Origin of the sequence: Pedobacter glucosidilyticus (genome assembly GCF_002483235.1) — a bacterium.
In the GTDB taxonomy this organism is placed as follows: domain Bacteria; phylum Bacteroidota; class Bacteroidia; order Sphingobacteriales; family Sphingobacteriaceae; genus Pseudopedobacter; species Pseudopedobacter glucosidilyticum_B.
Map to the genome: position 1 here is coordinate 43,796 of NZ_DLHN01000006.1, position 15,263 is coordinate 59,058.

The window sequence follows — 15,263 nt, forward strand, 5'->3', positions numbered from 1 at the left end:
TAAATTTAGATAGGGATGTTAAGAAATGTATAATTTTGTGCCGTACTTCCTGTTGTAGTTACACTTGTTCCTCCTGTTGTGGAGCCTGGCATTACCATGGTTGCTTCCATGATTACTCATTGGAATGGCTTTAGAGCCGCCAATGGTGATAGATGTGGGGTTATTTAAATTTGTAATTGTTACTAGTGTGCCAACTGAACCTGTTGTCGGTGTAAAATTGGTGATGGTTGGGGCTTGTGCTAATGCTCTTGTTAATTGGAATGTCAATGAAATAAAAAAGAATACACAAGTTAAATGTTTTACACGCTTTAAATTAACAATAAGTAAATTGAGAAGAGGGTAAAGATGTTGCATGCTTTGATGAATTTATTAGTAGATAGATTTTTAGTTCGTAAATAGTATAAGGGCTAAAACTAAACGTATATAAAACGGCAAAATTAAAATTTAGCTAAAAAGGCGGTTAACGATATTGAAAAGGCGATTTTTACCGCCTTTTTTTGTTTATTATGCAAAAAAACGAATCGTTAAAAATTACCATTCACTACCATTCAGGTACCATCCTTAGAGCGATACTGCTAATATAAGGTTATTAGATTACTATTTTCGGCTTAAAATGCGATTTAAAAGGCATTTAATGAGAGTTTAAAACAAATAATTTTATCAAACCTTATTCTTATTTTAATAATTGATTAATAATGAGTTAACTAAAATTCAAAAAAATGGGCTATCTATTGTCTAGAGAATCTATTCATTACTTATGGTTGTTGTGCGCTAGTATGATTACCGCTTTACAACCATTTTTTTAGCTATAAAAGTGTAATTTTTGATCGTTTTAATTAAAAAAAAAGCCTACAATCATTTGATTTGCAGGCTTCAAGTAGTTTTTGATATGCTTATCCGCGGAGAGTGAGGGATTCGAACCCCCGGACCTGTTACAGTCAACAGTTTTCAAGACTGCCGCAATCGACCACTCTGCCAACTCTCCGCCGCAAAAGTACAAAAGCTATGGCTTTACGCAAATTTAATTTTAACTATTTTTTAATGTATTGATAATCTTATAGATAAAGTCTAAAAATCGAAATTTAAACTTAATGACAGATAGCTCCTTCACTTAAAACCGGACTTAAAAAGGGGATATTTAAATTAGCGCCTCTTAAAATAAGCCATAATCCCATCAAAAGCATAAACCAAGGAAGGGTATTGTTAATGGCTTTTCTTAAACTAGGTTTAGCAAAATCAAAACCTAAGGTAGCTATAAGCATCAACGGGAGAGTTCCTAAACCAAAGAAAAACATAAATAAAGAAGATTGCGTAGCGCTGCTGGTATTTAAAGCGGTAGCAAGGGCTAAATACACAAATCCGCATGGTAAAAAACCGTTTAGCATCCCAATTATAAAATGCCCGCTTTTAAATTTTATAGCTTTAATTATCAGCGATTGTACAGGATTGAAACTGTTTAGGTTATTAAAACCAATTTTAGTATTTAATCTAGGAATAAGCTGAGTAAGTGCTGCAATAAGTATCAAAACTCCACTGATGATACTTAGGCTTTGTTGGAAGCCTGCAATCCATAGTTGTTTGCCCAATAAGCCTATCAACAAGCCTAAAAAAGCATAAGAAATGGCTCTCCCTAAATTATAGCTAAGTTTTTCAAGTATTAAAGCTGTTTTATTGGTGTTACTTGGTATAGCAAAAGCCAATGGACCACACATACCAACACAGTGCCAACTACCCAATAAACCTATAATAAAGGCTAATTGTAAATGGTTCATGGCAAAAATAAATTTTCTTCATGCCAATAGCTTTTATCTTGGTTTTGCCATCTGATGATAAGTTTCCATTCGCCTTTAGTTAAACTTGCTCTTGGTATTTGTACTTGCTTATCTTTTAAATCAAAGGTTTTGTCTAAAGCTTTGTCAGAAGGTCTTTTAAATTCTACAGTACCTGTGCTTAAACCTTTAAAGCTGATGTAAACAAAATCATCATTCACCTGTACTTTTGGTGTAGCTTGGTCTGTTACAACCTGCTTTTTCTGATCAAATTCTTTATCATAAGCCAAGCCTTTTTCATAATAGTCTTTATCGTAGCTATCGTCTGGTGCTTTAAACATCATCACTACAAGAAATATCACAAAGCTCATAAAAAGCCCCAATCCAATAACTAATCCTTTTCCCCAATTCATATTCTGAAATTAATTTACCGGTCCTAAAAAATTTGTTTTAATGGTGTATTGTTTCTCGTCACCACGATACACATCTAAACTGATATTGGTTTTACTTTCCTTTATCATGTTTGAAGGTACTAATAAAAAGAATGTTGTCTTACTAACGCTTTCTTTTTCTACATCGTTTACGGCTTGTATCCATTTTATTTTGATTCGGTCATCAAGCGGTTTAATAGAAATATGAAGTTTTTCTGTTGTTTTATTGATGATTTCGGCATGATACAGGTTACTTACATAGCCTCCAGGTTGCTCTTGATAAAGCATACCTGCGGCTCTTAAAACGGTAATATCAATATCTTTTCTGCTCATGATGAAATAGGTAAGTACAGAAGCTAATAATAAAATAATCACAGAATAAGCTTTCATCCTTGAAGTAAACCTAGGGCTAGTTTGGTTTTTAATCATCTCTTCAGAATAAAAACCTATTAAGTTTCTAGGCTTATGAATTTTATCCATCACTTGGTCACAAGCATCAATACAAGCGGTACAGTTTACGCATTCTAATTGCGTTCCTTTTCTGATATCTATCCCGGTAGGACAAACAGCTACGCATAAATTACAATCAACACAATCGCCAAGATTTTCTTGTTTCTCTGCTTTTTTAATTCTTCCCCTGGGTTCTCCTCGGATATAATTATAAGCAACAACCAGAGAGTTTTTATCTAACATTACACCTTGTAAACGGCCGTAAGGGCAGGCCACAATACAAACTAATTCTCTTACTTTGGTAAATACCAGATAAAATACTAAGGTAAATATCCAGATACCAATAAAACCTACCATGTGTTGGGCAAGAGGCTCCATCATGATTTGAATCAACTCATCGCTACCAATAATATAAGCTAAAAAAGTATTTGCAATGAGGAAAGATATGATTAGAAATAAGCTATGTTTAATTGTTTTTTTGATGATTTTATCCGTTGTCCATGGGCCTTCATCTAGCTTTTTTCTTGCAGCAGGTTCGCCTTCTATCCAAATTTCAATTTTTCTGAAAACCATTTCCATAAAAATGGTTTGAGGACAAACCCAGCCACAAAATACCCTGCCAAAAGCAATGGTAAAAAGCACAATACACACCAAAAATAGGAGTGTGGCTAATACAAAAATGAAAAAGTCTTGCGGCCAAAAAACATGAGAGAAGAGAATAAATTTTCTATCGATGATGTTGAAAAGTAGAAGTTGATGCCCTTGTATTTTGATATGTGGCGCAGCAAATAAAAATAAAAGAAGGAAATAGCTTAAATAGCTTCTGTATTTATACCATTTATCTTTCCTTACTAATGGATAAAGCCATCTTCTTTTCCCGGTTGCTTCTACAGTGCTATGATAAGTTATTTCTTCCATATAGATTTAAGATTTTGAAGCCTTGTTTTTAGGTAGATGATGTAAGATTTACGATTTTAGAATCATCCTAAAATCGTAAATCTAAATGCTAAAAATCCTTAGGATTCTTTATCTCCTTGCGGTTCTTTCCCGTTAGGCGGATTGGTACCTGCTAAAGATTTGATGTAGTTAGCAACATCAGAAATTTGTTTTGGTGTAAGCTGTTTCTCCCAAGAAACCATACCTTTTTCTGGTACACCATATTTAATGGTTTTAAATACGTTATTGATTTTACCGCCGTGTATCCAATAATCATCAGTAAGGTTTGGTCCAACAGTACCTTCGCCATTTGCACCATGGCATGCTACACAGTTTTTAGTGTAAATAGCTTTCCCTTCTGCAATAACACCAGCATCTGTACTTAATGCCACAGTATTTTCATCAACATTATTGGCAGATTGTGCTAAGAAAGCTGCTTTTGCAGTTTCTGCTTCTTTAACCTCAATAGCGTATTCTTCATCTTGTAACTTCCCTAAATTAAACACATGGAAGTTTAAGATATATACAAAAGCAAAAGCAATAGTTGCATAAAATAGGTACATAAACCATCCTGGTGTAGGGTTATCCAACTCTTGGATTCCATCATAATCATGGTCAATCATCATGTCTTTTTCCTCTGATAAAGGTTTTAAAGACAGTACTTTTTGCCAGAAGGTTGGTTTAGCAGGTTGTTCTGCTTTTAAAACAAACTCATAATCTGGATGATTCTCAGTTGCAACTACTTTTGCTTCTTCTGGTTTTAGCAGTAAAGCAGCCATCACTCTAAAAGTTTTAAGCAATACCAAACATACGATACCAATTAAAACCAGCATAGCTAAAATGGCAACCAATGCTATATTATTCATCAACTCGCCACTAGCGGCAAAGGTTGATTGTGCTGTTAACAGCAACATCATGAAAACAAATATGGGTTTTATAAATTTCATGTTCTTGAGTATTAATCGTTATCAGATGCTAATGGAATGTTTTCCATATAGTTTACATGGCTCTTTTTCATTTTGATAAGTGCTATGGTAGCTCCAACAAAGAAGCTAAAAAAGATGAATAGCGATAATAACATGTATATTTCGTTTCCGTTTAGATCATTCAATTGTTTAAACATGGCCGTAATTTTTAATTTTTAGCTTTAATATCTGTTCCTAATCTTTGTAAATAAGCAATAATGGCTATGATTTCTTTATTGCTACCTACTTTAATCTTGTCTTTAGCAAGGTTATCACTAATACCTTTAGCTTGTTTATCTAAATCTTGATTCGCGGTAAGCTCATATCCATCAGGATAAGGAACACCTAAAGAGCGTAGTGCTTTAATTTTAGATGCCGTAGTAGTGGTGTCTAACTCTTGTGTAATTAACCAATCGTAAGCTGGCATTATACTACCTGGCGACATGGTTCTAGGGTCTAACATGTGGTTGTAGTGCCAAGCATCGCTATATTTACCACCTTGTCTGTGTAAATCTGGTCCGGTACGTTTAGAACCCCATAAGAATGGATGATCGTAAACAAACTCACCAGCTTTACTGTACTCGCCATAACGTTCTGTTTCAGATCTAAATGGTCTAATGGTTTGCGAGTGACAGTTTACACAACCTTCTCTGATGTATAAATCTCTACCTTGTACTTCTAAAGCTGTATATGGTTTTACAGAGCTGATTGTAGGTACGTTAGAAGAGATAAAGAAAGTAGGAATCATCTCTACTACACCACCAATTAATATCACAATTAAGCTGAATACCAATAAAGCCATAGGCTTACGCTCCAATTTGCGGTGCCAGAACTCTTTTTTAGCCTCAGTTTCATCCATTTTAGGTAATGGTAAAGCCTCCGCAGCTTCGTTTTCTACCAATTTACCTAAAGTCATGGTTTTATAGATGTTATATGCCATTACAATAACTCCGGCTAGGTACATGGTACCACCAATAGAGCGCATGATGTGCATTGGAATAATTCTTAAAGTAGTTTCTAAGAAGTTTGGATATTTTAATAAACCTTCTGGCGTAAACTCTTTCCACATTAAACCTTGGGTAAAACCAGCCCAATACATCGGTATGGCATAAAATAAGATACCTAAAGTGCCAATCCAGAAGTGGAAAGAAGCTAATTTTTTTGAGTATAAACCCGTTTTATACATTCTAGGTATCATCCAATAGATCACACCAAATGTTAAAAATCCGTTCCATCCTAAAGCACCCACGTGTACGTGTGCTACTATCCAATCTGTAAAGTGTGCTACCGCATTTACTTCTTTTAAAGAAAGCATTGGACCTTCAAATGTTGCCATACCATAAGCGGTAAGTGCAACTACCATAAATTTAAGGGTTACATCATCTCTAACTTTATCCCAAGCGCCACGTAGGGTTAATAAACCATTGATCATACCGCCCCAGCTTGGTGCAATTAGCATGATAGAGAAAACAACGCCTAAAGATTGCGCCCATCCTGGCAAAGAAGTATATAATAAGTGATGTGGGCCCGCCCAGATATAAATAAATATTAAAGCCCAAAAGTGTAAAATACTTAAACGGTAAGAATAAACCGGTCTGTTAGCCATTTTAGGCAAGAAGTAATACATCATCCCTAAATAAGGTGTGGTTAAGAAAAACGCCACCGCATTGTGCCCATACCACCATTGTACCAAGGCATCTTGCACACCAGCAAATAAATAATAGCTTTTAAATGCAGAAATTGGTAATTGAAAAGAGTTTACAATGTGTAAAACAGCAACAGTTACAAAAGTAGCAATGTAAAACCAGATAGCTACGTATAAGTGTCTTTCTCTTCTTTTAATAATGGTACCAAACATGTTGATACCAAATACTACCCAAATTAACGTAATAGCAATATCAATAGGCCATTCTAGCTCTGCATATTCGTGAGAACTGGTAAGTCCTAAAGGTAAGGTTATAACAGCCGAGACAATGATTAATTGCCATCCCCAGAAATGGATGCGGCTTAAAACATCGCTAAACATTCTGGCTTTTAATAACCTTTGTAAAGAGTAATAAACGCCCATAAAAATGGCATTACCAACAAAGGCAAAAATTACCGCGTTGGTGTGTAAAGGACGTACACGCCCAAAAGTGGTGTACTGCGAGTCTAGGTTTGCTGCTGGTGCATACAATTGTACGGCTACCAATAAACCAACCAACATACCTATAATACCCCAAACTAGGGTGGCAATGGTAAAGTCTCTTACAATTTTGTTGTCGTAATAAAATTTATCTGGCTGCATAATTAAAGATTAGCTTTTTTGATGGTGTAAAATTACTTTGGCTCTGATGACAATAGAATGACTTTGCTTATTCATAAAAGTGAGCCATATCACATTTTTAAATAAGTGCTATTTAGAAGTAGGAGATTGCTCTTCTACTTGAGGCTTATCGTCAGCGTCATCCATTAAAATTCTTATCGATGGGGTGTATAAATCTGTATGCTGTCCGTTGTTTTGTGCCCATAAAAAGGCTAATAAAAAAACAATAGCTACCAAAACGCTGCAGCCAATTAAAAAGAAAATGGTACTCATGATAATTGATGTTTTTTAGCCATGTAATGTGTTGCAAGGCTGGTGAATGATATAATGGTGACCGTACTCAAGGGCATTAAGATAGCTGCAAAAAGTGGGGATAATTGCCCTGTAACCGCTACGCTTAATCCTATGATGTTGTAGGTAAGAGATATCCCAAAGGAAATATGAATAACCCTTACGGCTGATTTAGAGAATTTCAAAAACTGCGGTAGCAAGTGTAAAGCCGAGCCATCTAAAATAGCATCACTACCAGGAGTGAAATTATTGATATGATCTGTAACGGCAATGCCAGCATCACTTTGTTTTAATGCACCAGAATCATTTAAGCCATCGCCAATCATCATGACCTTAGCTTGCTGATTTTGCTTTTCTTTAATGAAATTAAGCTTGTCTTGCGGCGTTTGCTTAAACTGTAAATGAAACGGACTGCTAAAATAAGATTGCAATACTTCGGCATCCTGATTAGAATCTCCAGATAATAAATAAGTGTTATAATTTTTATTGATGTTGCTTAAAAGCTGATTTAGATCTTTCCTAAACCTTTGCTTAAGCTCGAAGAAACCTATGTATTGCTCACCAATTTTAATATGTACTTCGGGGAACTCTTGTAAACCATCTTTCTGACCGGTAATTAATGCTCTGCTACCTATGAGTACTTCTTTTCCATCATACACAGCAGAAATTCCTTTTCCGGTAAGTTCTTGATAGTGGGAGATAGCCACTGCTGTTCTGTGTCCTAAATAAGAGCAAATTCTTCTGCTATGTGGGTGAGATGAGTTTTTACAAACCGTATAAACAATATCTTTTGTTAAACTAGATAATTGCCCTTTAAAGATAACACCTTGGTTTTCTGCTATACTTACGGTACCTGTTTTGTCAAAAACGATAGTGTCTATTGCGGCTAATTGCTCTACAACATCGGTGTTTTTAAGGTAGAATTTGTTTTTGTCTAAGATGCTTAAAGCGGCCGACATGGTAAAAGGGGTGCTTAGCGCTAAAGCACATGGGCAGGCAATAATCAATATCGCTGTAAAGGCAGATAAACCTGTACGCCAATCTTGCGGTAACCAAAATAATAAAGTACCAAAGGCCAAAGCTAATAGTACAATGCTAAAATAATGGCTCACCTTGGTAGAGAAGGTTTTTATTTTGGTTGATTCTTGCTTTTGGAAAACCTCGTTATTCCACAATTTGGTTAAATAACTTTGCGAAACTGGCTTAATAACCTCCAATTCTAAAGCGCTACCTGTTTGTCGGCCCCCGGCATAAATAATTTCGCCTAAAGTTTTGCTAACAGGTAAAGATTCTCCGGTTACGAAACTAAAATCAATTAAAGCATCACCTTTTAATAAAATGGCATCAGCAGGTATAATTTCTTGGTTTTTAATCAAGATTCTATCGCCTTGAGCTAATTTTTCAAGAGGAACAGCTTTTTCGCTTCTATCCTCATTTAAAACTTGTACCGCAACAGGGAAGAAAGAGCGATAATCTCTTTCAAAAGATAAATGATAATAGGTTTTTTGTTGCATAAACCTACCTATCAATAAGAAAAATACCAAGCCGGTTAATGTATCTGCAAAGCCATGGCCGGTATTAAAAACATATTCTACAATGGTTCTTATAAAGAGCACAAAAATGCCTAGCGCCAGAGGGAAATCAATATTTAAAACCCTAACTTTTAGGTTTTGCCAAGCATTAACAAAATAATCTTTACCAGAATAAAAGAAAGCCGGAATACAAAACAGGATATTCAATAAGCTAAAGAACTCGCCAAACTTAGCCTCAGTTTCTGATAAACCAAAATAAGCCGGAAAGCTTAATAACATCACATTGCCAAAGCAAAAACCAGCAACAGCTATTTTTTTAGAGAGGTTATCTTTTTGTTTTCCACTTTTCTTAACAACGTCTTGCAAACTTATTAAAGGCTCGTAACCCACGCTAGTCATCAACTCAACTAATGCTCTTAAGCTTATCTGTTGCGGATTAAACTGGATATAAACCTGTTTTTTAAGGAAATCAACACGGTTTTCTAATATGCCAGGATGCAAAGTATATAAATGCTCTAAGAGCCAAATACAAGAGCTACAGTGTATTGCTGGTACATATAAAGAAATGATAGTTTTTTGTTCATCCGTATAATCAATAAGCTGTTGGATAATATCTGGTTCATCCAGATAAGCAAATTGTTTATTTCCTGATGCTTGAGTTTCTCCTGGATGTTGGTTTAACTGATAATAATTACCCAGTTTACTTTTAGATAGGATGGTGTAAACACTTAAGCAGCCTGTACAACAAAACGATTTCTCATCTTTTTGATGTTCTTCTGTATAGCAATCATTACCACAGTGGTAGCATGTAGTTCCGGTTAGTATAGCCATAATACAAAACTGCTGATTTGGGGTGGGCAGAGAAATGATTGAATTAGTTAACAAAATATGATTATCGTCATATTTATACTGTTAAATTGGAGATGAGGTTTTAACCCCTGTAAGATGATGAAGTCAATGAAGCTTGGTAAGCTAAGGCTTCAGCTTAAAAATAATTGAAATGTATTTCTATATTTGCAGCTATTGCCTCCGTAGTTTAATGGATAGAATGATGGTTTCCGGTACCATTGGTAGGGGTTCGAATCCCTTCGGGGGCGCAGATTTATTTTAGAGGGATTGATTTTTGATTGATTGATTGAAGGATTGATTTTTTAATTTTTAATTTTCCTTTTTAATTTTCTTAGTTGATGATTTAAGCCTTCTGCTTTTAGCCTTCTGCATTCAGCCCTTCTCCGTACCATGTTCGAGACTTGTTCGGGAAATGGCCCCGTTTTTCTGAAGGTGTTACGAATAAGTCTGGGAGAAGCACCGAAGGAGATATGGATAAAACGTGGATAAAAGGTGGAGTATAGGTGGGTTATACGTGGACTTAGATTAATAAATTTTCTTGATGATGTGTTTTGTTATAATGGAGGTTAAGTAAACATAAGCAATAAAACGTAAATTTCAAATGAAATTTGTATTTATTAGAGAAATCTTTCTGCATGGTTTAAAAGTGACATTTTACGTTCTTAAAACAGAAATACTTAATACCTATGTGAAGCATCAAAAAAGCATTTCTTTAAACTCGTTATTGAAATTAAATCCAGCAGTTATTGATTATTTAATTAAAATTATCCGTTTAAACCCGGATAATAGTTGTCTTAATTCTTATAATGGTTAGATTTTGTATTTCAAGTATTGAAAATCGCTTTACAAGATAGGTAGTAAGAATAAAAAAAACCAAAATATAGATGATTATAAAGCATATTAGCCAAATAAAAAGTCCTTTAGATCATTTGAATATTTAAAATCTAATACTAAATTGTAACTTAATCGAAAAATATGCGCTATAGGATAGCGGATATTTACTAGTTGTACGCAATTATAAATCAACGAACTAAAGAAACTATATGGAAATAGAGTACTTAAATGATGTAAAAAATTATCCTTCAAAATATTCAACTGGATATACTGCAACAAATAAACCTATAACACTAATTGAAATTTTGGAGTTAGAGAAAAAATATAATAATGGAAATTATTTCCCAAAATCTCTAAGAGAACTTTTATTTCTTGCTGGAAATTACTGCAATGTTTTAGATTATGGTATATGTAAATCTCAAAATGAGTTACAAGAACTTGTTAAAGAAAACTTAGAAGAAGAAAATATTAATTTAGATAAGCCATTTTATATCATTGACGTATATATTGCTGGAACCCAATTCTTTTTCGTTTATTTAGATATAAATGATAACCCGCCTGTATATGAAGGGATAATTAATTTTAAAGATAATAAGATTGAAATAAAAGAGATAAGTGAATCATTATCGAAATTCTTATCACATCTTATAGAACTTGAAAAAGAAGATATTGAAAGGAGAAATCAAAAATAACTGCGCACAACAACAGGTTTAAAAAATTGCGGGTGACGTGGTTTTACTTCCTTCATCTGTTTTCATTAAGTTTATACTGGCAGACGAATTTCTTGCAAGTAATTCCTCAAATTCTTAAACCCGCAAAACGTCAAACTGTCTAAAAACCTCAAAATTGAAATTCCATATACGGACACCTATCTTACAAAATTCTTGTATATTCAATTCTCAGCGATTAGATTTAGGTTTTTAGACGAACTGCCGTTAGCCGTGATTTTAAGACAGAATCAAATAAACAATGAAGACTGCGACAGAAATAAAATTTGACAAAGTAATTAAGGACGGATTTCACGAAATTTTAAAGCCACTTGGATTTAAAAAGAAGGCTAACAACTTTTATTTACAAAGACAAGAGTTAGGACAAATAATTAATATCCAAAAAAGTTCCTTTTACTCAAAAGACCATATAAACTTTACAATTAACACAGGACTATTTCTTCCTGAACATTGGACTGGCTCGACATATAATGAAGGTAAAGAAATCCCAGCCTTTCCGACAGAACCAGAATGCCTAATTAGGAAGCGAATTGGTGAACTCAGAAATCAACACGACACTTGGTATGATATTGACGAAAAGACAGATGAGAACACGTTGATAGTTGAAATGCGGACGAACCTTACAAAATATATTTTACCCTATTTTGACAGGACAAAAACAAAGAAAGAATTTTTGAATCTACTTGACTCCGAAAAACTAATTTTAGCACCTTTGGGTAAACTTATTGTTTATGCTGAATTAAAGCAATTTGACAAAGCAAAGACAGAATATTTGACCATTTTGAAAGAGAAGACTAACCCACATTTTTTAGAGACAGTAAAAGAATACGGAGAGAAATATGGACTTACTTGAAAGAAAAACCACAGCTAACACTTGGGCGAAAATCAGTGCTATTAAACCGGCACAAATCAAACTAGCCAACCGTTGGCAGTAATATTAAGAAAACATTACAAAAAACAAAGTTTCTTCGTTCACTTACTTTAATAATATCATTTAATTATTCTATTAACGATGAAAAAACTGAATGATATAATTAATAATGTAATAAATAATATCTCAAGCATGATATATTCTTAGATTCGGAAACAAATACATTCTATGAAAAAATTACTTAATATAACTTTCTTTTTCTTAATCGTTTTGTTGGGAAGTGGCTGTGTTGCAAACCGACTTAAATATAACCATACTGCGCTTTATACAAAAATGCAGCAGCTAAATGGAAACCCCGTATCCATTGATGCTACATTGATGAAATCGTTCCACGCGTATGTCAAAGAATATAATGGCAAAAAGCAAGGGGAATTGGTAAGTGGTCCTCATGGACATCTGGCCATGAAACCTGATAGTAATACATTCTTTTCTGGCTTATCAAATACTTATTACTTAGATAAGTATTCTAATAAAGGACAGCTACAAAAACAATGGGTAATTGGGTATAAGTTTGATGAAATAGCCTGGGATATAAAACTAACGGAACGCATAGACGATTTGTTTAGCTACAAAGAGGTTTATTATCCTAGCGGAAAAATAAAAAGCAAAGCCATATTCTGTGAAAAGGGCTTTTATATTTCTAAAACCTACAGTTTTGATGAAGATGGAAATGTAATCAATATTAAAGATAATGATGCGGGTTACAACTTTACTTTTGATGATGTTTTTAGGTTCTGCAATAGGGAACGCTTGCTTGACAATAGTAAAAAAGGGAATGCCCCTTATGGCCAAAGACTGTCCATAGGCAAAGGGTTAAATGGAAGTTGGATAGTAGGAATTTCCACCCCATCTACTTTTTTATTTACGTTAGATCAAAATTCTGGTAAGATACTTTCTTTGGTGTTAATGGCACATGCCCAACCTATTAAAAATATACCCATAAAGCCCAATAGAAAGCGGGTTAAATATATTAAGCCCGAGCCATGGTACCCTTAGTTCTACAAAAAGACCTTATGAAAAATAGATGATAACAAATATTAATGTAATGCTCAATTTTTAGATATGCCAGATAATTATAAATACTCACACTTAATTATGGGTGCTAAAAAATACTGGTACTAACCACAAATTTGTTTTAAAATGGCTGAACTGTTTTACGTTATTTCATCACAATTAATTAAATTTAGACATGCAGACAAGTTTGTGCTTTGTATGCCATTACAACACAAATCCGCCCAAACGTTATTATTATTCTAAATAAATCTGAATTTTACATTGGTTTGTTAAGGACTTGATTGAAATTGATTATTTGCCTCATACTTGTAAAATTTTAGGTTACAAAAAAATAGAGATGTAAAAATATAGTTGCGAACAGAAAATTTTTGCAAAAATTTCAAACCGTAACTGCAAATCAAAAAACTAAACAATGTTAAAATTTAAGTTAATCCTTCTAAATTGGTTAATTGTAGGCAATGTTTATGGTCAAAAAATGGAAGTGGTTTTCTTGGATAAAACTGACTCAACACGAAATAACTACACCATTATTTATCCAGAAAATAAACCTTATTCTGGCTTAATTCTTATTATACCTGGATTTGGCCATTCTGCCGAATTAACCTTAGAACAAACAGACCTACCCTTAAAAACAGCTAAAAAAGGATTATTGACAGTAATTCCGACTCTGCATGATGGTGTCTTTTCATTTGGAGTAGATATTTTAAGTCAAAAGTCTTTGAATAATATTGTTGAAGACCTAAGATATAAATACAAGCTATCAGAACTTCCATTTTATATTGGAGGCTTTTCCATCGGTGGAAGTTGTGCAATAAAATATGCACAAAATGCAAAAATTAAACCAACTGCTGTGTTCGCTATAGACCCGCCTTTAGATTTTGAACGGTTTTATAATTCCAGTAAAAGAGATATTAGGCTTTCTGTTAATAAAGAACCTAGTCCTGAAAATATGTACATGGTTGAAAGAATCGAAAAAGAGTTTAATGGGACACCTCAAACAGCTTTAAGAAATTTCCATGAAATTTCTCCATATTCTTTTTCAGACTATAATCAAACAGCGGTAAAAAAGTTTGGAAATATTCCTTTACGGATTTACACAGAGCCAGATGTAGATTGGTGGCTTAAAGAAAGAAGTTTTGACTTTTTTAATATGAATGCGCCAGATTGTTCGGCTATGATTAACGAACTTAACAGACTTGGAAATCATAAAGCAGAGTTAATTGTAACAAAAAATATGGGATATAGAAAACCAAATCATGTAAGGCATCCTCATTCTTGGAGTATTGTTAATCATGAAGATTTATTAATTTGGTTAAATCAACAAAAGAAGCTTACTACTGAAATTTCTAAATAGTTATATATAAAGGTTATACAATAATATAGCTGATGTTAAAGTCTAACCTTATACTAATGTACTACCATAAATTTGTTATGCTTTATAATTTACCTTTCTAAAAATATTTATTTCCTTAGTCTTAGTCATATTTACCATAAATTTTTAATCAATGAAAATGTAATATCTCAAAAAATTTAAAGAAGGTATGATGCTTGAGTTTGTATGATAGATTGTTAAAATAAAATACTGATGAATATGAAAGCTAAATTTTTAACCACACTTTTCGTGTTGATAGGATGGATGTCTTTTGCACAGGAGAAACACTTAACTTTTAAAGGTGTTCCCATAAACGGAACTATGGCTGAGTACATTTCTAAAATGGAGGAAAATGGCTTCGATCATTTAGCATCAAACCTCAGAATAGCTACGCTAAGAGGTGATTTTGCAGGTTATAAAAATTGTATGCTAGAGGTTTCAACCTTATGGCAAAAAGATTTGGTTCATAAAATAGATGTTATTTTTCCTTTTAAAGAAACATGGTCGGCACTTTACGGAGATTATAACAATTTAAAAGTTATGCTGACAGAAAAATATGGAAAGCCAACTGAGTTTGTAGAAAAATTTGAAGGGCCTCATGCAATTGATGATGATAGAGCGAAGATGAGCCTTGTTAAAATTGGTAACTGTAAATATTACGCTATTTGGCGTTCAGATCAGGGAGATATTAAATTATCTATAGAACATAGAAATCACCAAAATTACCAATGTTTTGTACAATTAACTTATTCAGACAAAGTGAATAGTCAAATCGTAAAAGAAAAAACCTTAACAGATTTATAGTTTTCTTATTTTTATGATAGCCAAGCGATGAATACTTTGTTAGGATGTAAGC

Annotated in this window: 16 protein-coding genes and 2 tRNA genes; 8 read left to right on the forward strand and 10 right to left on the reverse strand. The window is 33.6% G+C overall.

All coding sequences use genetic code 11. From position 1 onward, the window contains the following. Positions 1–18 precede the first annotated feature (18 nt). Positions 19–225 (reverse strand): hypothetical protein, encoded by a 207-nt coding sequence (locus tag B2745_RS16965; protein WP_414691915.1) that lies wholly within the window; start codon positions 223–225, stop codon positions 19–21. On the opposite strand from B2745_RS16965, the gene B2745_RS00885 reads away from it, so the two are divergent. Next, entirely contained in the window at positions 125–343 is a 219-nt protein-coding gene (locus tag B2745_RS00885; protein WP_304062412.1) for a hypothetical protein, read from the forward strand. The genes B2745_RS16965 and B2745_RS00885 overlap by 101 nt on opposite strands. Before the next feature lie 557 nt (positions 344–900). On the opposite strand, the gene B2745_RS00890 is transcribed toward B2745_RS00885, so the two are convergent. The 9 genes from B2745_RS00890 to B2745_RS00930 form a co-directional block, all read right to left on the reverse strand. Next, positions 901–985: transfer RNA gene (locus B2745_RS00890), tRNA-Ser, on the reverse strand. A gap of 103 nt (positions 986–1,088) precedes the next feature. After that, on the reverse strand, positions 1,089–1,772 hold the full coding sequence (locus B2745_RS00895) for a sulfite exporter TauE/SafE family protein (protein WP_304062416.1): 684 nt from the start codon (positions 1,770–1,772) through the stop codon (positions 1,089–1,091). Continuing rightward, entirely contained in the window at positions 1,769–2,182 is a 414-nt protein-coding gene (locus tag B2745_RS00900; RefSeq protein ID WP_304062419.1) for a FixH family protein, read from the reverse strand. The genes B2745_RS00895 and B2745_RS00900 overlap by 4 nt, the downstream gene beginning before the upstream one ends. A gap of 9 nt (positions 2,183–2,191) precedes the next feature. After that, positions 2,192–3,568 carry a cytochrome c oxidase accessory protein CcoG gene (ccoG, locus tag B2745_RS00905; RefSeq protein ID WP_304062421.1) on the reverse strand — a complete coding sequence of 459 codons (1,377 nt, stop codon included), beginning with the start codon at positions 3,566–3,568 and terminating at the stop codon, positions 2,192–2,194. A 98-nt stretch (positions 3,569–3,666) separates the two neighbouring features. Beyond that, a complete protein-coding gene (locus tag B2745_RS00910; RefSeq protein ID WP_304062424.1) occupies positions 3,667–4,533 on the reverse strand; it encodes a cbb3-type cytochrome c oxidase N-terminal domain-containing protein in 867 nt (288 codons plus the stop codon). Between the two features lie 11 nt (positions 4,534–4,544). Continuing rightward, positions 4,545–4,709 (reverse strand): hypothetical protein, encoded by a 165-nt coding sequence (locus B2745_RS00915; protein ID WP_304062426.1) that lies wholly within the window; start codon positions 4,707–4,709, stop codon positions 4,545–4,547. An 11-nt stretch (positions 4,710–4,720) separates the two neighbouring features. After that, positions 4,721–6,838 carry a cytochrome-c oxidase, cbb3-type subunit I gene (gene ccoN, locus B2745_RS00920; RefSeq protein WP_304062428.1) on the reverse strand — a complete coding sequence of 706 codons (2,118 nt, stop codon included), beginning with the start codon at positions 6,836–6,838 and terminating at the stop codon, positions 4,721–4,723. A 108-nt stretch (positions 6,839–6,946) separates the two neighbouring features. Beyond that, positions 6,947–7,129 (reverse strand): cbb3-type cytochrome oxidase assembly protein CcoS, encoded by a 183-nt coding sequence (gene ccoS / locus B2745_RS00925; protein ID WP_304062430.1) that lies wholly within the window; start codon positions 7,127–7,129, stop codon positions 6,947–6,949. Continuing rightward, positions 7,126–9,510 (reverse strand): heavy metal translocating P-type ATPase, encoded by a 2,385-nt coding sequence (locus B2745_RS00930; RefSeq protein WP_304062432.1) that lies wholly within the window; start codon positions 9,508–9,510, stop codon positions 7,126–7,128. Before B2745_RS00930 ends, ccoS begins: the two co-directional genes overlap by 4 nt. A 194-nt stretch (positions 9,511–9,704) precedes the next feature. Here B2745_RS00930 and B2745_RS00935 point away from each other — a divergent pair. From B2745_RS00935 to B2745_RS00965, 7 genes are all read left to right on the forward strand, one after another. Then, positions 9,705–9,776: transfer RNA gene (locus tag B2745_RS00935), tRNA-Arg, on the forward strand. A gap of 353 nt (positions 9,777–10,129) precedes the next feature. Beyond that, the gene (locus B2745_RS00940; protein ID WP_304062434.1) at positions 10,130–10,342 is read left to right on the forward strand and encodes a hypothetical protein; all 213 of its coding nucleotides are present in this window, start codon (positions 10,130–10,132) and stop codon (positions 10,340–10,342) included. A 229-nt stretch (positions 10,343–10,571) separates the two neighbouring features. Beyond that, the gene (locus tag B2745_RS00945) at positions 10,572–11,054 is read left to right on the forward strand and encodes an SMI1/KNR4 family protein (protein WP_304062436.1); all 483 of its coding nucleotides are present in this window, start codon (positions 10,572–10,574) and stop codon (positions 11,052–11,054) included. A gap of 277 nt (positions 11,055–11,331) precedes the next feature. Then, a complete protein-coding gene (locus B2745_RS00950) occupies positions 11,332–11,943 on the forward strand; it encodes a DUF4304 domain-containing protein (protein ID WP_304062438.1) in 612 nt (203 codons plus the stop codon). 246 nt (positions 11,944–12,189) lie between these two features. Further along, complete coding sequence (locus B2745_RS00955; RefSeq protein ID WP_304062440.1) at positions 12,190–13,017, forward strand: hypothetical protein; 828 nt, start codon at positions 12,190–12,192, stop codon at positions 13,015–13,017. A gap of 430 nt (positions 13,018–13,447) precedes the next feature. Continuing rightward, a complete protein-coding gene (locus tag B2745_RS00960; RefSeq protein ID WP_304062442.1) occupies positions 13,448–14,389 on the forward strand; it encodes a hypothetical protein in 942 nt (313 codons plus the stop codon). A gap of 237 nt (positions 14,390–14,626) precedes the next feature. Further along, positions 14,627–15,211 (forward strand): hypothetical protein, encoded by a 585-nt coding sequence (locus B2745_RS00965; RefSeq protein WP_304062444.1) that lies wholly within the window; start codon positions 14,627–14,629, stop codon positions 15,209–15,211. Positions 15,212–15,263 lie beyond the last annotated feature (52 nt).